At 41.0% G+C, this 24,110-nt stretch carries 19 protein-coding genes and 1 pseudogene; 10 read left to right on the top strand and 10 right to left on the bottom strand.

The window, feature by feature from the left end; all coding sequences use genetic code 11:
• From ACLI08_RS09890 to ACLI08_RS09905, 4 genes are all read right to left on the bottom strand, one after another.
• A complete protein-coding gene (locus ACLI08_RS09890) occupies nucleotides 1–903 on the bottom strand; it encodes a 1,4-dihydroxy-2-naphthoate polyprenyltransferase (protein WP_411428324.1) in 903 nt (300 codons plus the stop codon).
• An 83-nt stretch (nucleotides 904–986) separates the two neighbouring features.
• Nucleotides 987–2,480 carry a PH domain-containing protein gene (locus ACLI08_RS09895; RefSeq protein WP_411428325.1) on the bottom strand — a complete coding sequence of 498 codons (1,494 nt, stop codon included), beginning with the start codon at nucleotides 2,478–2,480 and terminating at the stop codon, nucleotides 987–989.
• A complete protein-coding gene (locus ACLI08_RS09900) occupies nucleotides 2,470–3,072 on the bottom strand; it encodes a PH domain-containing protein (RefSeq protein WP_411428326.1) in 603 nt (200 codons plus the stop codon). Before ACLI08_RS09900 ends, ACLI08_RS09895 begins: the two co-directional genes overlap by 11 nt.
• Before the next feature lie 77 nt (nucleotides 3,073–3,149).
• Nucleotides 3,150–3,992 carry a 1,4-dihydroxy-2-naphthoyl-CoA synthase gene (locus ACLI08_RS09905; RefSeq protein WP_411428327.1) on the bottom strand — a complete coding sequence of 281 codons (843 nt, stop codon included), beginning with the start codon at nucleotides 3,990–3,992 and terminating at the stop codon, nucleotides 3,150–3,152.
• A 206-nt stretch (nucleotides 3,993–4,198) separates the two neighbouring features.
• Between ACLI08_RS09905 and ACLI08_RS09910 the strand changes: the two genes are divergently transcribed.
• The 4 genes from ACLI08_RS09910 to ACLI08_RS09925 all read left to right on the top strand — a co-directional run bounded on the left by ACLI08_RS09910 (nucleotide 4,199) and on the right by ACLI08_RS09925 (nucleotide 9,289).
• A complete protein-coding gene (locus ACLI08_RS09910) occupies nucleotides 4,199–5,392 on the top strand; it encodes a serine hydrolase domain-containing protein (protein WP_411428328.1) in 1,194 nt (397 codons plus the stop codon).
• Nucleotides 5,393–5,494: 102 nt separating this feature from the next.
• Nucleotides 5,495–6,709: a sterol desaturase family protein gene (locus ACLI08_RS09915; RefSeq protein WP_411428329.1), complete on the top strand. Its 1,215-nt coding sequence runs from the start codon at nucleotides 5,495–5,497 to the stop codon at nucleotides 6,707–6,709.
• A gap of 287 nt (nucleotides 6,710–6,996) precedes the next feature.
• Nucleotides 6,997–8,823, top strand: a complete 1,827-nt coding sequence (locus ACLI08_RS09920) for a WG repeat-containing protein (protein ID WP_411428330.1) — start codon at nucleotides 6,997–6,999, stop codon at nucleotides 8,821–8,823.
• An 88-nt stretch (nucleotides 8,824–8,911) separates the two neighbouring features.
• Complete coding sequence (locus tag ACLI08_RS09925; protein WP_411428331.1) at nucleotides 8,912–9,289, top strand: PH domain-containing protein; 378 nt, start codon at nucleotides 8,912–8,914, stop codon at nucleotides 9,287–9,289.
• A 37-nt stretch (nucleotides 9,290–9,326) separates the two neighbouring features.
• On the opposite strand, the gene ACLI08_RS09930 is transcribed toward ACLI08_RS09925, so the two are convergent.
• Both ACLI08_RS09930 and ACLI08_RS09935 read right to left on the bottom strand, forming a co-directional pair.
• The gene (locus tag ACLI08_RS09930) at nucleotides 9,327–9,929 is read right to left on the bottom strand and encodes a CDP-alcohol phosphatidyltransferase family protein (protein ID WP_411428332.1); all 603 of its coding nucleotides are present in this window, start codon (nucleotides 9,927–9,929) and stop codon (nucleotides 9,327–9,329) included.
• 110 nt (nucleotides 9,930–10,039) lie between these two features.
• On the bottom strand, nucleotides 10,040–10,918 hold the full coding sequence (locus ACLI08_RS09935; protein WP_411428333.1) for a hypothetical protein: 879 nt from the start codon (nucleotides 10,916–10,918) through the stop codon (nucleotides 10,040–10,042).
• A gap of 43 nt (nucleotides 10,919–10,961) precedes the next feature.
• Between ACLI08_RS09935 and ACLI08_RS09940 the strand changes: the two genes are divergently transcribed.
• From ACLI08_RS09940 to ACLI08_RS09950, 3 genes are all read left to right on the top strand, one after another.
• Nucleotides 10,962–11,321, top strand: a complete 360-nt coding sequence (locus tag ACLI08_RS09940; RefSeq protein ID WP_411428334.1) for a TM2 domain-containing protein — start codon at nucleotides 10,962–10,964, stop codon at nucleotides 11,319–11,321.
• Between the two features lie 10 nt (nucleotides 11,322–11,331).
• Nucleotides 11,332–11,646, top strand: coding sequence for a DUF2752 domain-containing protein (locus tag ACLI08_RS09945; protein ID WP_411428335.1), 315 nt, complete (start codon nucleotides 11,332–11,334; stop codon nucleotides 11,644–11,646).
• A gap of 143 nt (nucleotides 11,647–11,789) precedes the next feature.
• Complete coding sequence (locus tag ACLI08_RS09950) at nucleotides 11,790–12,653, top strand: RNA polymerase sigma factor RpoD/SigA (protein ID WP_020212501.1); 864 nt, start codon at nucleotides 11,790–11,792, stop codon at nucleotides 12,651–12,653.
• A 286-nt stretch (nucleotides 12,654–12,939) separates the two neighbouring features.
• Here ACLI08_RS09950 and ACLI08_RS09955 read toward each other — a convergent pair whose 3' ends face one another.
• The 3 genes from ACLI08_RS09955 to ACLI08_RS09965 are packed head-to-tail and all read right to left on the bottom strand — an operon-like array spanning nucleotide 12,940 to nucleotide 18,395.
• Nucleotides 12,940–14,238, bottom strand: coding sequence for a TolC family protein (locus ACLI08_RS09955; RefSeq protein WP_411428336.1), 1,299 nt, complete (start codon nucleotides 14,236–14,238; stop codon nucleotides 12,940–12,942).
• Nucleotides 14,239–14,241: 3 nt separating this feature from the next.
• Complete coding sequence (locus ACLI08_RS09960; RefSeq protein WP_411428337.1) at nucleotides 14,242–17,319, bottom strand: efflux RND transporter permease subunit; 3,078 nt, start codon at nucleotides 17,317–17,319, stop codon at nucleotides 14,242–14,244.
• A 2-nt stretch (nucleotides 17,320–17,321) separates the two neighbouring features.
• Entirely contained in the window at nucleotides 17,322–18,395 is a 1,074-nt protein-coding gene (locus ACLI08_RS09965) for an efflux RND transporter periplasmic adaptor subunit (RefSeq protein WP_411428338.1), read from the bottom strand.
• Nucleotides 18,396–18,579: 184 nt separating this feature from the next.
• Here ACLI08_RS09965 and rpe point away from each other — a divergent pair, with 184 nt between their 5' ends.
• The 3 genes and pseudogenes from rpe (at nucleotide 18,580) to ACLI08_RS09980 (ending at nucleotide 23,441) form a co-directional block, all read left to right on the top strand.
• Nucleotides 18,580–19,254, top strand: a complete 675-nt coding sequence (rpe, locus tag ACLI08_RS09970; RefSeq protein WP_411428339.1) for a ribulose-phosphate 3-epimerase — start codon at nucleotides 18,580–18,582, stop codon at nucleotides 19,252–19,254.
• Nucleotides 19,255–19,625: 371 nt separating this feature from the next.
• A complete protein-coding gene (locus ACLI08_RS09975) occupies nucleotides 19,626–21,839 on the top strand; it encodes a TonB-dependent receptor (protein WP_411428340.1) in 2,214 nt (737 codons plus the stop codon).
• Between the two features lie 144 nt (nucleotides 21,840–21,983).
• Nucleotides 21,984–23,441 (top strand): annotated as a pseudogene (locus ACLI08_RS09980) (glycosyltransferase).
• 90 nt (nucleotides 23,442–23,531) lie between these two features.
• Here the strand turns inward: ACLI08_RS09980 and ACLI08_RS09985 are convergent.
• Nucleotides 23,532–24,047 carry a hypothetical protein gene (locus tag ACLI08_RS09985; RefSeq protein WP_411428341.1) on the bottom strand — a complete coding sequence of 172 codons (516 nt, stop codon included), beginning with the start codon at nucleotides 24,045–24,047 and terminating at the stop codon, nucleotides 23,532–23,534.
• Nucleotides 24,048–24,110: the final 63 nt, after the last annotated feature.

Below are 24,110 nucleotides of genomic sequence, written 5' to 3' on the forward strand. Positions count from 1 at the left end.
TTAAAGTTGCATGGCAATACAAAGCAGTGCCGAAAGTAAAAACGTACTAAGCGCTACCTTTTTCAGCTCCGGGTCTAAATCGCGGGGCTGGGTATTTTTAACGACCGTTTTTATATGAAGTAACAATGGTATGTATGCTATAAGGAAGATATACTGCACTGGCCTGAAATCATTTGCAACAGCAAAAATAAGCGTAAGTACAAGTGCCATCCCAATAACAAGATAATGGTATTTTTTAGCCACAACAGGGCCCATTTTTACAACCAGCGTGTTTTTACCACTCATGGCGTCACTCCTTTGGTCACGCATATTATTAAGGTTTAGTACCGCCACACTCAGTAAGCCAACCGATATAGCTGGAAGTATTACCAACTCGTCCAGTGATTTGGCAAATAAAAAGTAACAGCCTATAACGCTTACAAGCCCAAAGAAAATGAACACAAATAAGTCGCCCAGGCCTTTATAGCCATAGGCATTTCCGCCCACGGTGTACTTTATGGCTGCACCTACGGCGGCGAGCCCCAGCACAAAGAAAAATACAGAATACCCAAAATTTTCTTTGCCAAATGATACATAAATAAGCAAAATGGCTGCCACCATGGTAAGTACGGAAGTGAGTATAATACCTTTTTTCATGGCAGATACCGTAATGGCACCTTTTTGAATGGCGCGCTGTGGCCCCACACGATGCTCATTATCTGTACCTTTAACGCCATCACCATAGTCGTTAGCAAAGTTAGAAAGTACTTGCAGCCCTAGCGTTGTAACCAAAGCTAATGCCAAGATTCCCCAGTTTTTATGCCCCTGAGACATGGCATAAAAACTACCTACTAATATACCTGAAACCGATAACGGCAGTGTCCTTAATCGTGCGGCCTCAAGCCACGCTTTTGCATTAGACATCTTCTGTGTTTATTTTAAATTATAAATTATAAATTTTGAATGTGATTGGTCGAAAAAAAACCGAATCAATAAATCTTATTAAATCACATCCAGTTTTTATTGCCCGACTCTACCTGGTACAACCAGTAATTGACAAGTTTTTGTAACTGGCTAAAACGCGCGACACCAAAGTTTACCTGACCACCCGCGGTGTAAAGACGAACCGTACCTACATCGCTCCACTTTTGCCAAAAAAACTGCTGTAGTTTAACGGACTGGATTTTGTGCGGCTCTAAAATATCGTTATCTACATCCCAGGCACCACGCTGACGGATGATAAATTCCGGCGAAATGTAGAGCCTGCTGTTTCTGTATGCAAAGTAAATAAGTATACCTGCAAACAGCACATAAACAGGTGTGAAAATTAACGCTTCTTTAGCCTCAGGAACAAAAAAAGTATAGGTGTAAAATATGGCAAAAGGAAGCAGTATAAACTTAAATACCTCAAAAATGGCTTTCCTTATATTAGGCAGCACTTCAAACCCACGTTCCGGCATTTCAGAATATATAAACCGGAGTAATGCGTCTTTTTCCGATGTGCTTAGTCCCGGTATTTCCATCATCATTTTAAGACGATCTTTGGTTGCCTCAAGATCTGATGCCTGCCTGATCCTGAGATCTGTTATGTCAAATTTTTTCTGGAAGTAATTACGCCCAACCGTAAGTATCTGTACACGTTGCGGTTTTATAATAGTGTTACGTGTATTGATTAATCCATGCGATAGTAATAGCGTGCCATCTTCTTTGGTTACCTTAAAGTCGAAAAACTTTAAAATGGTGCGCCCAAGATTTACCGCCAGCATAAGGAACAGTATAAAAACCGTTATGGTGGCTATAGACCGCAGCAGGAAATCCATACTAACGTATTCGTCTAAAAATGAAGAATCAGTATGGCTAAAGGTAAGGAAGTCATCTAAATGCTGCCATGTAGATATAAAGAACGCCAGTATAAGGCCAATACTCCTTATATAATTACTGGTAATCCCTGTTTTTAGAAGGCTTAAAAAACTAATGCGTATAAACGGACGGGCTTGTTTTTTTGCCATATATGTTTCGTCTGTAGCATCATGATATTGTTGCGCCTTATAATTAAGCAGACGTTCTTCAAGGGCTATAGCCTGGGTGTGGCTCATCGCCTTAATTTTAACCTCCGTTTTTCCACTTCCGGCGGTGTCTACTTCCAGCCCATGTACTTTTAAAATACGTTGCAACAGGTTTTGATTAATATTAACCTGCTGTATGCGGTTTAATGGTATGGCAATACGGGTTTTACTCAAAATACCTTTTTTAACCACAAACTCGCCTGTGGCCTCATCAATATAAAACGTAAAATTAAGATATTGTAAATAGCCTATAATAATGCCCCCCACAAGAAGCAGCCCGGCAAGAACAAGTAAAAACCCTTTCTTTTCTCCATTAAAAACCGCTACAATAAATAATGGAAATAGCGCCCGCACATTAGACTGGAGTGAGTCGGCCGCGAGCACAACAATACCTATAAGCGACTGACGCTGTGGTGTATTAAAATCATGCTTCATCGGCATGGTTGTCTGTGTTATCATCTCCGGCTGCAGTAACGGCACGTGTGTACAAGTCGTCAACCTCTTGTTTATCTCCGGTGCTTTTGTCAATCTTGTCGGCAATAAGTTGCTTTACAGCCGCCGCATGTACCTTCTCCAGTCCCGGGATTACAATATCGCTGCCTGTGCCGCCTGCGGTAAACACCCCTATGCTGGAAAGCCCCAGCCAGCGCGAAACCACGCCTTCGTGTTCGGCAACGTGTTGTATACGGTTGTAAGGAATTATGGTAGTGGTAACACTTACAGCTCCGCTGCGGTAAATAACATCGTGCTCCCTAAAAGCGTAGCCTTTGTTACGGTAATTAATCAGTTTTACCAGCATAGATACCACAAGCAATACCGCATAGGTTATTGTAGCATAGCCCCAGTATTGTGTAAGCTCTTCTACAAAATAAAAAAGGGCACCTGCAGCCACTGCAATAGCCCCGAAGGTTAAGCCAAGATTTGCCCAAACCACCTTCATATAAAGCGGGTGTATGGGGTTAAGTTCAGCATCTTGGTATTGCGGTAGTTGAAGGGTGTCTATGGTGTTATTAGAGAATTCAGTCATCTATATTTGTAGTTTAAAGCCTGTAGTTTGTGCTTTCCCTTATACAGCAAAACACAAACTACAAACGTACTAAGGCTTTATGGTATCCACTTAATATCACGGAAGTTAGGCTTCCTCTTTTCAAGAAAAGCATCACGTCCTTCTTTCGCCTCGTCTGTCATGTAAGTAAGGCGCGTAGCCTCGCCGGCAAACACCTGCTGGCCTACCATACCGTCATCGGTAAGGTTAAAAGCAAACTTAAGCATCTTAATAGCCGTAGGCGATTTATCAAGTATTTCCTGTGCCCACTGGTAGGCGGTATCTTCAAGCTCATCGTGCGGTATAACAGCATTAACCATACCCATTTCATACGCCTCCTGAGCACTGTAGTTTCTTCCAAGGAAAAATATTTCGCGTGCGCGCTTCTGCCCCACCATTTTAGCAAGATAGGCCGAACCGTACCCGCCATCAAAGCTGGTTACGTCTGCATCGGTTTGTTTAAATATAGCATGTTCTTTACTGGCCAGAGTAAGGTCGCACACTACGTGAAGGCTGTGCCCCCCGCCTACTGCCCAGCCCGGAACTACGGCAATAACCACCTTTGGCATAAAACGGATAAGACGCTGTACCTCAAGTATATTAAGCCTGTGGTAACCATCTTCGCCTACATAGCCCTGGCGTCCGCGTGCCTTTTGGTCGCCTCCGCTACAAAACGCGTATACACCGTCTTTGCTTGATGGTCCCTCGGCAGAAAGCAGCACTACACCTATAGATGTATCTTCCTGGGCGTCATAAAATGCATCATAAAGTTCAGAGGTGGTCTTTGGGCGGAATGCGTTGCGTACATCGGGCCTGTTAAAGGCTATACGCGCCACGCCATTGTATTTTTTATACGTTATATCTTCGTATTCTTTTACTGTTTGCCAGTTAATTTTGTCCATTTGGTTTAAAATTTACCCGTAAAATTAGTCAATTTTTATTTTTTACGCGCAATAAAATAATATCATTAAGGAAAGCCGCTGCTTATCAAAAAGTTATATTAATTACACAATATTTTTAAAAAATTTGTTGTTAAAACACCTAGAGGGGTGATACAACAAATTATCCCGTTTAGCTATATTTGCGGTTCGACCCTTTTTCGAAAAACATGAAATTTTTAAGATATACTCCCTATATATTAGCTGTTTTGCTTACATCTTGTAAGCAGGAAGGCAAAACGCTTGCAGAAAACCTTGATGATGATAAGCCGGATACGGTGCTGCATATAACGCCGCCGAAAATAAAATTTGGTAAACTGTCTCAGGCCTACAAAGACGACAAGCATTATGTAATACAACAGTATTATAATAAGATTTGGCCCAAAGATGAACTAAGTGGAGGACTGCTGATAGCCAAAAACGGCGAAATACTGTTTGAAAAGTATGGTGGCTATGCTAACATAAGTAAAAAAACAGCCATTACAGCTGATACCCCACTGCACTTAGCCTCTGTAAGCAAGGTGCTTACCGCTGCGGTAGCGCTTAAGTTAATAGATTTAGGAAAGCTTGATATTAATGCCAAAGTGAGCAGCATACTACCAGAATTTCCGTATGCTGATATATCAGTAAAGATGCTGCTAAACCACCGAAGTGGCCTGCCTAACTATGCCTATTTTGCCGATGACAGGGCAATATGGGACCGCCATATGATGAACAATCAGGATGTGCTTAACCTTATGGCACAGCACAAGTTTCCGTTGTATTTTAAGCCTGATAAAAAATTTGGCTACTGCAATACTAACTATGTAATGCTGGCACTTATTATAGAGAAGATAACGCACAAAAATTACCGCCAGGTAATGAAAGAAGTGGTATTTGATCCGCTGGGCATGACACACACCTATGTATTTGATTACGAAAAAGATAAATCTACCGCAGCACTTTCATATAAAGGTAATGGGGTGTTATACGGATGGGATTTTCTGGACAATGTTTATGGCGACAAGAACATCTACTCTACGCCACGCGACATGCTGAAATTTGACCTCGCTACATACTCTAAAAAGTTCCTGAGCCCCAAGCTTTTAAAGCAGGTTTTTCAGGGTTACAGCTACGAGCATAAGGGCGAACGCAATTATGGTCTGGGCATACGCATGCACGAATGGGAAACCGGCGAAAAGCTGTTTTACCATAACGGATGGTGGCACGGAAACACTACCAGTTACGTAACATTAAAGAATGACACGGTAACCATGATTGCACTGAGCAACCGTTTTTCTTACAAGCCCTACAAAATTTGGAAATTGTCTACGCAGTTTGGAAATTATCCTATAAAGCCTGATAAAGAGGATACTGCAGAATAATGAAACATCTTAATCAGCCTTCGGGCTGATTTTTTTAGCTAAATAGTCTACCGTTTTTGTAGAGTTTTATATTTTTGCGTTCAGAACCACACGCACACACTTATGGAACATTATAATTACTTGGCATTTGCTATGCCTGCATTTTTCCTGTTTGTATTTTTAGAATACAAGGCAGCACAAAAGCAAAAGCGCCCCGAACTTTTTAAGTACGAAAGCTCTGTAAGCAATGTAACCATAGGCATAGCCGAACGGCTGCTAAACCTGTTTATATCGGGTACGTTTTATGGTTTGTATTACTTTGTTTATGAGCACTATGCACTATTTAACATTCCTAACGAATGGTACGTTTGGGTTGCGCTTATACTCGCTACTGATTTTGTATGGTACTGGTACCATAGGCTTGGGCATGAGGTAAATATATTTTGGGCAGCACACATAGTACACCATCAAAGTGAGGAGTTTAACTTTACCGCAGCAGCCCGCATAACCACGTTGCAAGCCATTGTACGTACCGCTTTTTGGTGCCTGTTGCCGCTGGCAGGGTTTCATCCCGCTATGGTAATAACCATGCTGCTCATCCACGGGGGATATTCGTTTTTTACCCATACCCAAATCATTGGCCGCATCAAATGGCTTGAATACATGTTTATTACACCTTCGTTACATGGCGTGCACCATGCCAGCGACGAGAAATACCTCGATAAAAACTACGGCGATATTTTTGTTTTTTGGGATAAAATGTTTGGCACATTTCAGGCGGAAGAAGAGCAGCCCAAATACGGGCTTACCCACCCTCTAAAAAGTTACAGTTTTTTATGGCAGCACTTTCATTATTATTTTGAAATTGCTGAAAGCTACCGGAGGGCTAACAACTTAAAAAACAAACTAAAAGCTGTGTTTGGCAGCCCTGCTTACATGGATCAGGACATACGCCCTGAGCTTGAAAAACGCTTCCTGCAAGATGAACGCCACGAACGTAAACCATTGAAATTTAAGGGTTATCTGGCATTCCAGATTGCAGTTGCGGTAGGTATGCTAACCTGGTTTACGTTATGTTTTAATAGCCTTCGCATTGAAGATAAGGTGTTTACAACATCGTTTATATTTGTAACTCTTATTAATTGCGGCGCATTGCTGGAGCAGCGTAAATGGATTTACTATTTGGAGTACGGAAGGCTGTTCCTGCTGGTTTCTTACCTGTTGTATATCTTCGGGTATTTTGAATACAGTTTTATACCATTGGTACTTTTTATGCTCACAGAAAAAACATTCTCAGTAGGGAAAAAATACAACGAGTACATTCTACAAACCCAGTAAGATATTTCGTATATACTACTTAGCACTAAAAAGATATTCCGCAATTGGTAAAAAAAATTGCGGATTTTTTTTGTTTTTAAATCACGTAGAAATTATTAAATGTTTGAAAATCAGAAATGCTTTAATTGACAATGTGCGTTTAATATTCCACAGGCCATGTATACTGGTTTACAATCTACTGAAGAACTGCCTTCAGTACTGTGGATTATAGGTTGATGTAATTTTGCAGTGTTTGTTAAAATAAATTTTTCATAATTCACGTTGGTACTTCATAAATCCTTTTTATTATGAAAAAACTTACCACCCTCCTGTTGTTACTTATCGGTGTTTGCGTGTCGTTTGCACAAAACCATCTATATCGTATCGTTGCTAATAACAAAACTGGCTATATAGATAATAGCGGTAAGATAATAATACAGCCGAAATATAACAATGGAACAGATTTCTTTGGCGAATATGCTGCAGTTCGGGAAAATGGTTTATATGGTATAATAAATACTAAAGGTAAGTATGTGCTAAAACCTACCTATCCTGTTATTCAAACCGGTTTAGAAACTTATGTAATTGGGAAAACTGCTAATAATAGTGCTTTGATTGATCTCTCAGGCAAAATTAATTTTAAAGGGAATGTACTGCGCTGCGCCATACAACCAGACTATTTATTTGCGTATACGGATAAAAACGAAACATACGTATTTGATAAAAAGACAGGGAAACAGGTATTGTACAGCAAATACTTTTTAAGTATCCCCTATAAAGATAATTGTATAGCTACAAACTTTGACAGAGATGGAAATAAAGAAACGTATGTAACCGATTTAAGAGGGAACATTCTGGTACCCGAAAACACGTATAAATTAATAGATAACTATAAGGATGACGTGGCGTGCGTACAAATAAACAACGATACGTACGGAGCCATAGACCTTTCGGGAAAACTTTTATTTACAACAAAATACAACCTTTTTTTCTATGAAAATACAGGATTTAGTGAGGGATATGCCGTTGTAGAATTACAAAAGGCTAAAGGTAACGAGAACGATTTTAACACCACATATTATGGTTATATAGACAAAGCCGGAAAACTGGTTTATAGTGATACTACCTTTACAAAGGCTTATCCATTTACAAATGGCCGGGCGACAGTAGAATTACATGGGGGTGAATACAAAATTTTTGACCGTAATTTTAAAGAAATAGTTTCTGATAATGACGAAGCAAAACTGGCATTAAAAGATGATTACAATTTAGTACAGGCAGATAAAGGATGGCGTGTATTAGACAAATCAGGAAATGAAATTTTAAGGACAGAAGAAGATGTAGAATCATTAGAAGAGCCTATAATGGGGCATCTGCTGTTCTATTCTCAGGATAAAGAAGATAAAGAACTTTTTGGATTTATAAACCTGAAGACTAAGGAGAAAACCAATCCTATATTTGAACAAATTGATACAGAAGGCTTTAAAGATGAAATATTTGCCGTAAAGGTAAATGATAGATTAGCTTATATAAATGAATCAGGTAAAATTGTTTGGCAAGAATCGGGCGGAACATCTATCCGCCCACTAAACATTGATTTTATGCTACGCGGAATTTTTAGCGCGTATGATGTTACTACCAAAAAATCAAACGGCTGGGCTACTTCTGACAATATTCCTAAAAAGAATAAGAAAGGCCAATTTGCTAAAAATAAACTTAATGTGGTTATAAGTACTACCGCTAAAACAACTTTTCTAAATTCCTACGAAGGGATTACTGTATATGTAGCGAATACTACCTCTAAAAATATCGCTTTTGACGCCATGGATAGTAAGCTTACAATGATAATCCAGGCAAAGGATACAGACGGCAAATGGAAAGATATTACTTTTTTACCGCGTAGCTGGTGCGGTAATAGCTATCATTCCCTAACATTGCCTGTAAATGAGCATTGGGAATTTTCAATGCCGGTTTTTGATGGCAGTATGGAAACTGAAATAAGAATAAAGCTTACACCTGAATTCAAGAAGAAAGAATTTTACTCTAACAGTATAAAAGCAAGGATAAATCCCGCGCAGTTTTTTTACCAGCAACAATATTATCCGAAAGGAATTATGGATCCGTACAGCAACTAACATTCTTAAAATTATTATAAACAATATCGCGTAGTGTTATTTATATTAGTAATTTGCCAAAATAAAAACAACATAAAACCAATAAAGTATGGGAATATTTAACGCCCTTATGGGCAATGCCAGCGAGGTAAACCTTGAAAAACTTAACGAAGAATACAAGCCAATACTGGTAGATGGGGAATACATAGAAAAGGGCTACAAAATAGTACGGGATATGTTTGTATTTACAAACAAGCGCCTTATACTCGTAGATAAACAAGGCCTTACGGGTAGCAAGGTAGACTTTTTAACCATACCCTACGGCAGCATTACCAAGTTTAGTAAAGAGAGTGCCGGCCTGCTTGATTTTGATGCCGAACTAAAAATATGGGTGCGCGGTGAAGCCATGCCGGTAAAAAAACAGTTTGGCAAAGACAATAACATTAATGAGGTGTACCAGGTGCTTAGCCAGCATATACTTAAGTAACAAAAAGGGTTGTTTACATGTAAACAACCCTTTTTCATCAACCATTAAACAGCTTATTTCTTTTAATGGGCTTACCCTGCCTTATTTGCCATGCGTGCCAAGCACTGGGTACATCATGTGTCCATTGCGGCAAAAATGCAATTATAAGATAAACGTCTATGTGAGATATAATACCAAATATTACTGCAAGCGCAAAGGGTATACCGGCATAACCAAAACCCAGTACAGAGATAAAAGCGGCAAACAGCGTTATGCCCCATAATTTACTGAGCAATGCATGTGTGCAGGTTTCCTTCCCGAATTTAGTAAAACTGAACGCGTACGTTAGCCCTTCCATTACAAAAAGTGTAATGGTAGCATAGCGGTTTTGTAAAATTATTTCGGGGTTAAGTAGCCAGCAACACCAGCCGGCACAAAGCCAAAAGACCACGTCTATCTGGCTGTCCAGCCTTCGCATAAAGGTTGTAGAAACTCCCTGTTTTCGGGCAATTATACCATCAAATATATCAGATAATATACCCAACAGCAATAATACAGCAAGTAATATACGCAAGTGGCTACCGTATTTATAGGTTAAATAAATCATTAACGGCCCCAGCAATAGCCTGAACAGTATAAGCAAGTACGGTATTTTTTTCATTTGGTTTTAATTATCAAGCATTTGGTTTTAATTATCAAGCATTTGGTTTACTAAGATATTTAACATAAGCAAATGCTGGACTTAAATTTCATGCCAGTTATAAAGTAACACTACTGTTTACTCTTTATTAATGTAATATACGCGTCTTCATCTTTTTTTAGGTTAGTGTACACTTCTATAACCCTGTCATCTGCATCTATCTTCATCACTGCGGTATTAGGGCTTACTGTACCCTCTGTTATGGCAGTAATTTTTAAAGTACTCGTGTTTTTTACGGTAAGGTTAAATATTTTCTTCTCATTAGTAACCTTGTAGTTCTTTATAAGTACTACCCCATCCAGGTAAAGCGTTACAAGGTCTCCATCTTCTTTACCATTGTCCCAAAGCTCCAGCTTTACATTACCGCTCTTACTAAACACATTTAGGTTTTGAGATCGGGTAAGGTTGTTAACTTTAAGGCTATCAAGTATATTAACGGGATTAAACTTTTTCTTGTCAGCTTCATTAACTTTTTTAGACTTTTGAATTTTCTTATTTACCTTATTAACCAATTTATAAATCCTTGCCGAACCTACCAGTGTAAGGGTACCATCTATACACTTTTGATGGTTTTTAAAAAGGCCTTTAAAATTACCCTCCATAATACTGTTTTCGTTTACCAGTTTTACTTTACCGGTAAAGTTTACAAAACAAAACATATCATCGCTAATGGTAGACTTTGTGTAAATGATATCTTCTTCCTTAAAGCTAAACTCCTTTGTTTTGCTGCTATAGGTTCCTGATATGGCATTTTTGGTTTCATGAGGCCCGGAAAGATCCGTAACAGAATAACCTTTTACAATTCCATTATTTTCTGAAAAAACCAATCTGTACGATATAACAGTCTTAATATCACCATTTAACTTTACCGCACCCATGTATTCATACTTCTCCTGCGCGTAAAAAGTTAACGAAATCATAAAAAAAAGAGCGGCAAGTTTGGTTTTCATAATGTAAAATTTATATTTTTGGTACAAACATAAATCAATTTATATGAAATTAAAATTGTTATTTTCATTGATCGCCCTACTGTTTATTTCAGTATCGGCTACGTACGCATCATTTCCTGTACAAAGGACAACTACTAACAATGTAACTGTTGTTGAAGAATCTCACGAAGAGCTTTCTTCTCCTGCTGTTGCCGCCAGCGGCAAAAGCCAGCTGGTTGCACTATTACTTTGTTTCTTTGTAGGTGCACTTGGTATCCACCGTTTTTACCTTGGGTACACTTGGCAAGGTATCGTACAGCTGCTTACTCTTGGTGGTTGTGGCGTATGGGCACTTATTGATTTCGTAAGGATCATTATTGGTGACCTAGAACCTAAAAACGGAAGCTATTCATCTACACTTTAATTAAATTAAGGTGATAAAGAAGGTTGTTTATTACACGCGCATTTGGGTAACCATACTTGCTCCGCTGGCACTAGTGCTGCTACCGGTTGATTTTTTTGACCACGGCGAGAGCGTGTGCCTGTCTAAAACACTTGCAGGGCTGGAGTGCCCCGCTTGTGGCCTTACACGTGGCGTTATGCATTTTTTGCATTTCGACTTTGGTAAAGCATGGGCGTTTAACAAGTTTACTTTTGTAGTTATACCGCTGTTGTTTCCCGTTTGGTTAAAAGCAGTGTATGAGGCAAAAGGAAAACCACTCCCTAGACTAATGAACAAACTTATGTAAGATATAGTGACCAACTTACCTGAAAATCCGGCTAATACACTTAGCCGGATTTTTTTTATAAAAAAAAATCCCAACCTTGTAACATTTTTGCTGCTCTTTACGTATAACTATGGAACAGATTAATTAACTCAGGAGTTTTATACATGAGACAGTTAAAAATTACAAAGCAGGTTACCAACAGGGAAACTGCTTCATTAGACAAATACCTCCAGGAGATTGGTAAAGTAGACCTGATTACAGCGGATGAGGAGGTAGAACTGGCACAGCGCATTAAAGCAGGTGACCAGCGCGCACTTGAAAAACTGACTAAAGCTAACCTACGTTTTGTGGTATCGGTTGCAAAACAATACCAAAACCAGGGTCTTACCCTACCCGACCTTATTAATGAAGGTAACCTTGGCCTTATAAAAGCGGCACAGCGTTTTGATGAAACCCGTGGTTTTAAATTCATTTCTTATGCCGTATGGTGGATTCGCCAGTCTATACTACAAGCACTTGCCGAACAATCACGTATTGTAAGGCTTCCGCTTAACAAGATTGGTTCTATTAATAAGATTAATAAAATGTATGCCCTGCTGGAGCAGAGTAACGAGCGTGCCCCAAGTGCTGAGGAAATTGCCAAAGAGCTTGACATGACCGTTAACGACGTTAAAGAGAGCATGAAGAACAGCGGCCGCCACCTGTCAATGGATGCTCCGCTTGTAGAGGGTGAAGATTCTAACCTATACGACGTACTTCGCTCAGGCGAATCGCCAAACCCGGACAGGGAACTTATCCACGAATCGCTTCGTACCGAAATTGAGCGAGCACTGGAAACCCTTACTCCTCGTGAGGCAGACGTTGTAAGGCTATACTTTGGCCTTGGCGACCAACATCCTATGACTCTTGAGGAAATAGGAGAAACTTTTGACCTTACCCGTGAGCGTGTACGCCAAATTAAGGAAAAGGCTATCAGGAGGTTAAAACATACCTCGCGCAGCAAAATACTAAAAACCTATTTGGGCTAATATTGCTTCAAACAGAAAAACCGCATTAGCGTTTTTATTTTAGGAATATAATTTGTATTTTGCAGCCCGAAAAGGCTTAAAACATATATTTTTTAAATATAAAAGTACCAACAGTTCAATAACTGTTCGTTTTTTGATTGATGATTGAACTCCGGCTGATTACCGGAGTTTTTTTATGCCCATTACTTACATCCACAATTTAGCAACATTTGCATAAAACAAAACAGCCCGGCATTTATAAATACCAGGCTGTTTTGTGTTTATAATAATACGTGTTTATAAAGCACTAAAGCTTTAGGTTACCGGCAAGTTCATTGAGCCCAACCTCAGACAGCTTGGCATTAAGCTTTGCCGTGCTACTGCGCGTAAGGGCATTAACATAATTCAGTTGGGCCGTACGCACCTCCAGCGTGGTAATGGTACCTATCCGATATTTTTCCATGGTAATATCCAGGTTTTGCTCGGCTATGCGCACATTGCTGGCCTCTAGCTTTACTAAATCAAGATTGGTTAAATACGTTTGGAAAGCAGTAAGCAACTGGGTATTTATTTCCTGCGTTTGCTGCTCTATAAGTACCTGGGTGTTTTGGATTTGTAAGCGCGCTATTTTCTCGTTACGGTTTTGCAAAAAGCCGTTAAATAAATTTATACGCGCCGTAAGGCCATAACTAAAACCATTTCCTTTATTACTCCGCGCAAACCCCAGGCTCGACTCACTTTCTGAGAAAATATAACCGGTGGTTACCCCCACCTGCGGATACCGGGCGCCTTTTACCTGTTTAAGGTTAAGTTCTGCCACTCTTTTATTTATAAGCGCCAATTGAATTTGGGGGTTTTGTTTTGAAGCCATATCCATAAGCGTGGGCAGGTCAAGCTTATCATCGGTGGGCACCTCGTCAGATACTTTAAAATCGGCTGTAAGGTCGCGTGCCAGCAGCTGGTTAAGCAGCGTTTTAGTATTTTTAAACTCCTGTAATTGTTTAAGATAATTGGTCTGGTCTGTATTAAGGTCTACTTCTACGTTAAGTACCTCCAGTTTAGATGCTTTGCCTATACTAAATCTGTTTTTTGCCGTAGTTACGCGCTGCTTACTGATTACCACAGCGGTATCAAGTGCTTTCAGCATTTGTTGTTGCTGTACTAAGGTGTAATACGTTTCCATAACATCAGCCACAGTGGTGGTAATGGCAAATTTCAGTTCTGTTTCGCCTTGGCGTTGCAGTGTCTTTAGCTGATCGTATTTTGCAAACATGGTAAACCCGTCAAATATGGTCCACCCAAGGTTTACACCGTAACTCAGGCTGTTGTTCTTTGCGTTATTCAGCTGCTGCTGGGTGCCATCGGTACGCACCTGAGTACTGTTTTGTATGCTATTGTTCTGGCTCAGCGACCCGTATAAATTAGGAAGCAAACCCGCATTGGCAAGGCTTACATTTTGCTGATCTATTTTCAGGTTATTGTCTGCAAGCTTAATATCATAGTTATTTTTTAGCGCTTCGGCTACGGCATCTTCCACTGTAAGCAGTGGCTGCGCTGCAGCATTTAGCGAAAACAACATTAACAGGGCATATATATACAAGCGCATAAATTACAAGTCTTTAATGTTATCAAATTCGGGCCTGTGCTTGCGCGGTTTAGACCACATAAAGTAAATAGCAGGTATTACAAAGAGGGTAAGCAACAATGAAAACACGGTTCCTCCCACAATAACAACCCCCATACCTATACGGCTGGTAGCTGCCGCACCCAGCGAAAGCGCAATAGGTAACGCACCCAGCGCAATGGCTAAACTGGTCATAAGTATAGGGCGAAGGCGGCTCTCTGCCGATTCCATTATGGCTTCGTACTTGTCTTTCCCTTCTTCCCTGAGTTGATTAGCAAACTCTACTATAAGGATACCGTTTTTGGTTACAAGGCCTATAAGCATAATGGTACCAATCTGGCTAAAGATATTCCAGGTTTGCCCAAACAGCCATAGCGAAAACAAGGCTCCGGCAACTGCCATAGGCACGGTTAAGATAATGATAAACGGATCCAGGAAACTTTCAAACTGCCCGGCAAGTATCAGATAAATAAGCAGCAATGCTAACCCAAACGCAAAAAGCGTGTTAGAACTACTCTCTATAAAATCGCGCGATTCGCCGCCCAGGTCTGTGGTAAAGGTTTCGTCCAGCACCTTTGCTTTTATGCGGTCCATGGCCTCTATACCATCACTTATACTTTTTCCGGGTGCTAATCCTGCCGAAACCGTGGCACTCATGTAACGGTTGTTATGGTACAGCTGTGGTGGGCTACTTTCTTCGTCTACTTTTACAAGGTTATCCAGCTGAATAAGTTGGCCTGCGGTATTTTTCACAAATATCGAAGTAAGATCTAGCGGTTTTTCACGATCGGCCTGGTCAAACTGGCCTATGACCTGGTACTGCTTACCATTCATCATAAAATAACCAAAACGCTGCCCGCTGAGCGAAAGCTGTAGCGTTTGAGCCACATCCAGCAATGACACGCCAAGGCTCAGCGCCTTTTCGCGGTCTATGGTTACATTGATTTCGGGCTTGTTAAATTTAAGGTTTACATCGCTGGCGGCAAATGTGGGGTCGTTATTAACTTCATCCATAAACTGCGGAATCTTCTCGCGTAGCTTTTCAAAGTTTGGCGCCTGTATAATGTATTGTATAGGGAAACCTCCACGCCTGTTAACCGCAATGGTAGGCTGTTGCTGCACTGCTACCTTAGCATCGTTATAACGTTTTGTCCACTTGGTAAGGTCTTGGGCAATTTCCTTTTGGCTACGCTTCCGGTCTTCGGCATCTTTAAGTGCAATACGCACACGGCCGCTGTTTACCGCGCCGCTACCAAAACCCGGCGACGTTATAAGCAACGCTACTTGTTTTTCGGGTATGGAGTCGTTTATAAGGCGGTTCATTTCCTGCATAAAACGATCCATATATTCGTATGATGCACCTTCGGGGCCCGTGATATTCATACCCACATAGCTGCGGTCGTCATACGGGGCAGTTTCTTTTTGCAGATTAGTATAAAACAAAATAATAAGCCCGATACAAAGCCCCAGGATGGGGAAACTTAGCCACTTGTAACGCATAAACCCGGTAAGCATACCCGCGTAACCCTTGTTCATTTTTTCAAAATAGGGTTCGGTAAAGTCATAAAACTTCGACTTTTTATGCACCCCTTTAATAAGATAGGCGTTAAGCATGGGTGTAAGCGTAAGCGACACAAATGCCGACACCAAAACCGCCGCTGCAATAACCACCCCAAACTCCCGGAACAGCCTGCCTACAAACCCTTGCAGGAAGATTACCGGCAGGAATACCGCTGCAAGCGTTATAGAAATAGAAATAACTGCAAAGAAAATCTCGTTAGCCCCCTTAAGTGCGGCCTCTATAGGGGTCATGCCCTCCTCTACCTTTTTAAAGATGTTTTCGGTTACCACAATACCATCGTCTACCACCAGCCCCGTTGCCAGTACTATGGCCAGCAGCGTAAGTACATTGATGGAAAAACCAAAGATGTACATTATAAAAAACGTAGCAATAAGCGACACCGGAATGTCCAGCAATGGCCTCAATGCTATGGCCCAGTCCCTAAAAAACAGGTAAATAATAAGTGTAACCAGGATTATGGAAATACCCAGTGTTTCGGCAACCTCCAGTACAGAGCGTTTTATAAACACCGTATTATCCAATGCTATGTTTAAGGTAAGATCTGCAGGGAGTTCTTTTTTAAGCTGGTCGTATTGCTTATAAAAGTCGTTTGCTATATCTATATAATTAGTCCCCGGCTGCGGAATTATAGCCAAACCTACCAGCTGCTGACCGTTACCTGTCATTTTGGTCTCCACGTTTTCGGGGCCAAGTTCTGCACGGCCTACATCGCTAAGTTTTACAATCTTATCGCCATCAGACTTTACAATAATGTTGTTAAACTGCTCAGCAGTAGCCAGGTTTCCCTGTGTTTTTACCGTAAGTTCTGTATTGGCACCGGTAAGCTTGCCCGTAGGCAGCTCCACATTTTGGCTGGTAAGGGCAGTGCGCACATCGCTCACCGTTACACCATAAGAATTCAGTTTTACAGGATCTATCCACAGGCGCATAGAGTACCTCTTTTGCCCCCATATCTGCACAGTACTTACACCCGGTATGGTTTGGAGCCTTTCGGCAATAACGTTCTCGGCATAGTCACTTAAATCCAGCGGGCTGCGCGTTGCGCTCTGCACCGTCATGGTTATAATAGGCTCACTATCAGAGTCAGCCTTACTCACCACCGGGGGTGCATCTATATCCTGAGGGAGGCTGCTTGTAGCCTGAGATACTTTATCGCGCACGTCGTTAGCGGCTTCTTCCAGGTTTTTTTCCAACTCAAACTCTACCGTAATGTTGCTGGAACCCTGGTTGCTGCTGGACGAAATATTACGTATACCATCAATCTGGTTAATTGCCTTTTCCAGCGGCTCTGTAATCTGTGATTCTATAATATCGGCATTGGCTCCCGTGTAGCTGGTACGTACGTTAATCTGCGCTGGGTCTATACTGGGGAATTCGCGCACGCCCAAAAACATATAGCCTATAAACCCAAAGATAATAATGGCTACATTCATTACAATGGTAAGTACGGGGCGCTTTATACTTAGTGTGCTCAGGCTCATACTTACTGCTTTTTAGGTGTTATGGTAACTTTTACAGGCGCATCTTTTTTAAGCGCTAATACACCGGATGTAATAACGGTATCGCCCGCCTTTAAACCATCGAGCACAACTACGTCTGTAGCGGTGCGTGTACCTGCGGTTATCTTTATCTCGTCGGCTTTTCCGTTTCGGTACACATATACTTTTTTACCACCCTGCACCGGCACTACGGCCTCTGTAGGTATCATGTAGGCATTGGCAGTTTTGTCTAATGGCAATAATACATCGGCAAATGTGCCCGGAATAAGTTTGCCATTAGCATTATCAGCTACTGCTCGAACCCTTAGCGTACGCGTTGAAACATCTACGGCCGGCTCGGTAGCATATACTTTAGCCGAATATTTTCCGGAACCTCCGGCAAGTGTAAACGTAACAGTGGTGCCAAGTTTTATTTGCGACGCATACTTTTCGGGAACCGAAAACGTAATTTTTACATTGCTGCTGTTTACAAGGGTGGTTATAATAGTTTGTGGGGTTACATACGTACCGGGCGATATGTTTCGTAAACCTATTATGCCACTAAAAGGCGCCCGGATACTTGTTTTGGCAATTTGAGCCGTAATAAGCTGCGTTTGCGCCTGAGCGGTTTTAAAGTCGGCGCTGGCTATGTCGTACTCTTCCTGGCTTATGGCTTCTTTTTGTAACAACAGGCGGGCACGGCGTTCATTTTCTGCGGCCAGCTTTTGCTTGGTAGCAGCTTCGTTTGCCTGAGCGCGTAGCTCTATGTCGTTTATCTTAACCAATACCTGGCCTTGCTTTACCGTAGCGCCTTCGGTAAAAAATATTTTCTCGGCAATACCAGATACTTCGCTGGTAAGCTGTACCTGCTCGTTAGCATCTATAGAGCCCGAAAGCGATATGGTATTCGAAAAATCTTCGGGGTTTACCACAATGGCATTTACCGCCACAGGCTTTTTGTCGCCGGGTCCGCCGCCTTTGCCTTCTTCACCGGCTTTTTTATTTTCTGAAATCCTGTAATAAATAAGCGCGCCAAGCCCGGCAATTAGTAATGCGTATACTAAATATTTTATTTTCATATAATAAGGTAGGTATAATCTTCGCAAAGCTACTTTAAAGTGTAGCTATACTGCTGTTAAGGAAATTCTAAAACGGATGAATTAAATTCATCAAACTGCATTTTTAGACCGTAGTAACAACTAAAAGTTTAATTCCGAACTAAAATTTTATCTTTGCAGCTGAAAAACAACACTTCTTCAACTCATGAAAAACACACTTATAGCACCATCGGTACTTTCTGCCGACTTTGCTAACCTGCAACGCGACATTGAAATGATAAACAACAGTGAGGCCGACTGGTTTCACGTAGATATTATGGATGGCGTTTTTGTACCTAATCTTTCGTTTGGCATACCGGTAGTAGAGGCCATAACCCGCCACGCCAAAAAAACTATTGATGTACACCTTATGATTGTAAACCCAGATCCGTACATTAAAACTTTTGCGCAATTGGGTGCTAACAACCTTACCGTTCACTACGAAACCTGCACGCACCTTCACCGCACACTACAGGCAATAAAAGCAGAAGGCATGAAGGCAGGCATAGCGCTAAACCCGCATACTAATGTAGAATTGCTGGAAGATATTATTAACGATACTGACCTGGTTTGCCTTATGAGTGTTAACCCAGGCTTTGGCGGACAGCAGTTTATAGAGCGTACGTATGATAAAATACGCAAGCTAAAAGAAATTATTGTTAGAAACGGTGCCTCAACTCTTATAGAAATAGATGGTGGTGTAAGCGATAAAAATGCCATACAACTGGTGTCAGCAGGGGCAGATGTACTGGTAGCGGGCAACTATGTATTTAAGGCCGAAGACCCTGTAGCTACCGTTTCTTCGCTTAAAAAAATGCTGCAAACCAATCCAGATGAATAAAAAAAGGTAATTTAAAACGTTTTCGTTTACAATAGGAGTAGTTATTTTTTGATTTATTTTCAAAAAACATATAAATACTACCCCATATTTTACTGTAAATAGTGGATTAGTAAATTTTAACAAAATTTTTTATAAAAATAAAAATGCACTAGTAAATTTATTACTCAGGCATTGGCAGAACAATGTTAAATGTATATTTTTATCAACACTTAGCATTCATTTCTGGTTTAATGCTTTGACAAACAAAGTGTGTATTTTTTCTTTTTGACAAGCAAAGCCCTGTACCAAAAATACAGGGCTTTTTAATATTTTAAAATATATTTTTAGTTTTGTCTAAATTTATTTTATAATTTTGATTAAATTAAATTTAGATGAAGACGTATATATATCTTATATTATTTGTAAACTCTTGCTTCGCACAAAGTAAACTGCATGGAACGATAAAAGATGCGACTACACTATTACCCGCTGCCACTATAGTCATTAATCCCGGCAACGCAACCATAGCTTCAGATAACAGCGGATATTATGATATTCAACTATCAGACGGCACTTACACTGTAAGTGTATACTATACAGGTTACAAGCCCTATTCAAAAAAAATTGCTGTAAAGGGTGGTACCGTTTTAAACATAACGCTTACACCAGACGAAACCGCGCTGGACGAAGTTGTGGTTACCGGCACCATGAAAGAAACTACAAGGTCGGCAAGTCCTATTCCGGTAGAAATTATAACACCTAAGCTTTTCAGGAAAAACCCCACCCCCAGCCTATTTGAAGCCGTAGGCATGATAAACGGAGTAATGCCACAGCTAAACTGTAACGTGTGTAATACCGGAGACATTCATATAAACGGTATGGAAGGTCCTTACACCATGATACTTATAGATGGCATGCCCATTGTAAGCGCCCTAAGCACAGTGTACGGCTTAAGTGGCATACCTAATAGTATAGTAGAGCGCATAGAAGTAGTTAAAGGCCCTGCATCTTCCTTATACGGATCTGAAGCTATGGGTGGGCTTATTAACGTAATAACAAAAACTCCCGGCAAGGCACCCCTGTTTAGCGCAGACTATTTTATGACCAGCTGGGGCGAAATCAGTATGGATGCCGCAAGCCGTTTTAAGGCAGGGAAAGCTACTTCGCTATTAGGCGTTAATTATTTTAACTACAGCCACAAAGCCGATAAAAACCACGATAACTTTACCGATGTTACCCAACAAAACAGGGTTTCAATATTCAACAAATGGAGTTTGGAACGTAAGGAAAACCGCCTGGCAAGCATTGGCGCACGCTACGTGTATGAAAACCGATGGGGCGGCGAACTACAATGGAACAAGCGTTACCGCGGCAGCGATATTGTGTACGGAGAAAGCATATATACCAAGCGTGCCGAACTAATAGGCATGTACCAGCTTCCGGTTACCGAAAAGATATTTACACAATTCTCCTATAACTGGCACAACCAGGATTCATATTACGGTACAACGCCTTATATGGCTACCCAGCAGGTCGGTTTTGTGCAAACCTATTGGGATAAGAAGCTGACCGCTAATCACACGCTATTGGCAGGCGCAGCAATGCGCTACACATATTATGACGATAACACGCCCGGCACTGCAAAAACCGATGGAACAAATGCCCCACAAAAGTCGCCACTACCCGGACTGTTTGTACAAGACGAATGGGAGGTTAACGGTAAACACACGCTTTTAGGCGGTTATCGTTTTGATTATGATAAACATCATGGAGGCATACACTCGCCCAGAGTGGCGTATAAATTTTCACCTGATGTGCGTAATACGCTGAGGGCAAGTTTTGGCAGCGGATTTAGGGTAGTAAATTTATTTACCGAAGACCATGCAGCACTAAGCGGTGCCCGCCAGGTGGTTATTGAGGGCAACCTTAAACCCGAACGCTCCCTGAATAGCAACCTTAACTATGTGTGGAAATGGCCTGCAAAACCGTTTGTACTAAACCTTGACGTTACGGGATTCTATTCTTATTTTACCAACAAAATTGTTGGCGATTTTGATACCGACCCTACTAAAATCATTTACAGTAATCTTAATGGTTATGCGGTATCCAGAGGGGTTTCTTCTAACGTGGAGCTTATGTTTAATTTCCCCCTAAAACTCACCTCGGGGATTTCCTATACAGATGTGTACCGGATGGAAAACAACAGCCGCATACAACAGCTACACGCCCCAAAATGGAGTGGAAATTTTGTAGCCAGTTATTCGTTCCCAAATAATTATACCATAGATGTTACCGGTAACTGGTACGGCCCTATGCGTTTACCCATTTTACCAAACGACTACCGTCCGGAATATTCGCCTTGGTACTGCATCGCTAATATGCAGGCTACAAAAAAACTACCCTACGGTTTAGAGCTTTACGGCGGCATAAAAAACATATTTGGCTTTGTGCCAAAATATGCACTTATGCGTCCGCAAGACCCATTTAACCAGCATATAAACGATCCTGTAAATAACCCTAATGGATACACCTTTGACACGGCATATAACTATGCCTCACTACAGGGCCGCAGGGTATTTTTAGGGTTAAGGCTTACGGTACAATAATCATTTTTTTTTGTGGAAACCGTGGCATTTTTCTACAGTATTCCCCACCAATGCAAAACGTTAAACAACTTAAACAGCTGTTTTTCAATAGTTTTTATTTAAGGCATAGCTATTGTTTTATAATCTGCGGAAAATCAAAACCGTATGAAAACAATAACTACCCAAAACCAAACCGCTTATAATAATAACCTTACCATAGCCCGTGAGCCGGAAGTTCCTGCACCCCTCACAGTAGTTAAAGACGGGAGCCCGCAACCTCCCAAACAAGCCGCTGTACAAAAAAGGAAAATTGAAATTGTGGGCACCTTAGTACTGGTAGCCACCTTTGCTTTAATGCTGGGCGGAACGTATTTGGTGTACCTGCTGCAACCTGAGTTTGATATTCTACATCAACAAAGGATGAGTACCGCCTGGGGCTTTGCCATTATAGCTATAAGCATTGCATTTTTGGCGGTGAAAGGGTTATTCTTTGTGTACAACCTTATCTTGTACTTTAAATATCGCCCTGTAAAAAGGGTAACAGACGATGCACTTCCTACCTGTACCGTAATAGTTCCGGCATACAATGAAGGTCCGCTGGTGTACCACACACTACTGAGCCTTGTAAAAAGTGACTATCCCGAACATAAGCTACAACTTATAGCCATAGACGATGGCAGCAAAGACGATACCTGGCAATGGATTTTAAAAGCCAAGCATGAACTGGGCAACAGGGTAACCATACACCAGCAACCTAAAAATATGGGTAAACGCCATGCGCTTTATTATGGCTTTAATAATGGTAACGGTGAAGTGTTTGTAACCGTAGACAGCGATTCGGTAGTGGAGCCTGATACACTGCGTAATCTGGTAAGCCCTATGGCAGTAGATAAAAACTGCGGTGCCGTAGCAGGGAATGTGCGTGTGCTAAATGCTAACGGCGGCATAATACCAAAAATGCTTAACGTAAGTTTTGTACTGAGTTTTGAGTTTATACGTTCGGCTGAAGGAGCGCTGGGCTCTGTATTTTGCACACCCGGCGCACTGGCTGCATACCGTCGCGAAGCTGTTTTTGCCTGCCTGCCCGAATAGATTAACCAAACCTTTATGGGCAAGCGGTCTGACATTGGCGAAGACCGCGCCATGACAAACATGATAATGAAACAAGGGTATAGCATAAACTTTCAGAGAAATGCTTACGTACTTACTAATGTACCCGAACAATATAAAGGCTTGTACAAAATGTTTATCCGTTGGGGTCGCAGTAACGTACGGGAGAGTATAAAAACAGCCGGGTTTATTTTTACAGATTTCAGGAAACATTCAAAGTCAGGTACCCGGCTGTTGTTTATAAACCAGTTGCTTACTATGTTGCTGGCATTTCCGTTCTTATTGCTTATGCTGTTTGTAGTGGTTACACAGCCGCTGTTGTTTTTGGCCTCTACGCTTTTAGGCATATTTGTATACTCCAGTTTCCCTGTATTTTTCTATGCAAAACGCTATAGCCTTAGAGAATCTTTATACGCCTATACCTACAGCCTCTTTTACACCTTTAGCCTGTTCTGGATAACACCCTATGCCATAGCTACTGCCGGTAAAAGCGGTTGGCTTACAAGAGGATAAAATTACTTAACAAACACACAACTACAAATGCAAAAAGGGCTTTCTTTACAGAAGGCCCTTTTTTACAGAAATAGATGATCGTTTATAAAATTACAGTTTAACCTGTTTTATGTCAGATTCTTTAATGCCGTATTTAGCTATTACCGCATTATAGTCTGATGTGTCTAAAGCCTTTGAACTTTTATTACTTAAATACCCCGGTACTACCACTACCCTAAAGGTTTGGTTTCTTGTAAAGTCAGGGCGTAAAGAAGGGTTAAAGTCAGTATACAGGTAAATTACCACTTCGCTTACAGAGAAATCAAAGTAATATTGTAACGAACCTTCGGCAAGGTTGTAGCTTGTAGGTATGGGTTCCCATATTGGGTTAGAACCGTTGTATCCTGCATTACGGTACACCAGTACCATGTCGCTGTTATAAATAACCGGGTTTAGTGGCACAGTAATGCTTGTATTACCTTGAGAATCAGGAATAAAGTTAACACCTGTTACGGCAAACACTTCGGCTATCGTATCGTTATCCGGTTGGTTGCTGTTATCTTCTACGGTACAGCTGCTCAGGGTAAGTAATCCTACAGAAGCAAATAGTAAAAGTATCTTTTTCATAATGTAAAGTATTTAATGTTTTTTATTGATTTATTTATCGTCCTGACTAAGATATTCCAAAAA

The sequence above is a fragment of the Flavobacterium sp. RNTU_13 genome, assembly GCF_046614455.1.
In the GTDB taxonomy this organism is placed as follows: Bacteria; Bacteroidota; Bacteroidia; order Flavobacteriales; family Flavobacteriaceae; genus Flavobacterium.

Excerpts from the sequence above, each read along its gene's own strand:
- ACLI08_RS09890 (WP_411428324.1), bottom strand. The coding sequence starts at position 903 with ATGTCTAATGCAAAAGCGTGGCTTGAGGCCGCACGATTAAGGACACTG.
- ACLI08_RS09895 (WP_411428325.1), bottom strand. The coding sequence starts at position 2,480 with ATGAAGCATGATTTTAATACACCACAGCGTCAGTCGCTTATAGGTATT.
- ACLI08_RS09900 (WP_411428326.1), bottom strand. The coding sequence starts at position 3,072 with ATGACTGAATTCTCTAATAACACCATAGACACCCTTCAACTACCGCAA.
- ACLI08_RS09905 (WP_411428327.1), bottom strand. The coding sequence starts at position 3,992 with ATGGACAAAATTAACTGGCAAACAGTAAAAGAATACGAAGATATAACG.
- ACLI08_RS09910 (WP_411428328.1), top strand. The coding sequence starts at position 4,199 with ATGAAATTTTTAAGATATACTCCCTATATATTAGCTGTTTTGCTTACA.
- ACLI08_RS09915 (WP_411428329.1), top strand. The coding sequence starts at position 5,495 with ATGGAACATTATAATTACTTGGCATTTGCTATGCCTGCATTTTTCCTG.
- ACLI08_RS09920 (WP_411428330.1), top strand. The coding sequence starts at position 6,997 with ATGAAAAAACTTACCACCCTCCTGTTGTTACTTATCGGTGTTTGCGTG.
- ACLI08_RS09925 (WP_411428331.1), top strand. The coding sequence starts at position 8,912 with ATGGGAATATTTAACGCCCTTATGGGCAATGCCAGCGAGGTAAACCTT.
- ACLI08_RS09930 (WP_411428332.1), bottom strand. The coding sequence starts at position 9,929 with ATGAAAAAAATACCGTACTTGCTTATACTGTTCAGGCTATTGCTGGGG.
- ACLI08_RS09935 (WP_411428333.1), bottom strand. The coding sequence starts at position 10,918 with ATGAAAACCAAACTTGCCGCTCTTTTTTTTATGATTTCGTTAACTTTT.
- ACLI08_RS09940 (WP_411428334.1), top strand. The coding sequence starts at position 10,962 with ATGAAATTAAAATTGTTATTTTCATTGATCGCCCTACTGTTTATTTCA.
- ACLI08_RS09950 (WP_020212501.1), top strand. The coding sequence starts at position 11,790 with ATGAGACAGTTAAAAATTACAAAGCAGGTTACCAACAGGGAAACTGCT.
- ACLI08_RS09955 (WP_411428336.1), bottom strand. The coding sequence starts at position 14,238 with ATGCGCTTGTATATATATGCCCTGTTAATGTTGTTTTCGCTAAATGCT.
- ACLI08_RS09960 (WP_411428337.1), bottom strand. The coding sequence starts at position 17,319 with ATGAGCCTGAGCACACTAAGTATAAAGCGCCCCGTACTTACCATTGTA.
- ACLI08_RS09965 (WP_411428338.1), bottom strand. The coding sequence starts at position 18,395 with ATGAAAATAAAATATTTAGTATACGCATTACTAATTGCCGGGCTTGGC.
- rpe (WP_411428339.1), top strand. The coding sequence starts at position 18,580 with ATGAAAAACACACTTATAGCACCATCGGTACTTTCTGCCGACTTTGCT.
- ACLI08_RS09975 (WP_411428340.1), top strand. The coding sequence starts at position 19,626 with ATGAAGACGTATATATATCTTATATTATTTGTAAACTCTTGCTTCGCA.
- ACLI08_RS09985 (WP_411428341.1), bottom strand. The coding sequence starts at position 24,047 with ATGAAAAAGATACTTTTACTATTTGCTTCTGTAGGATTACTTACCCTG.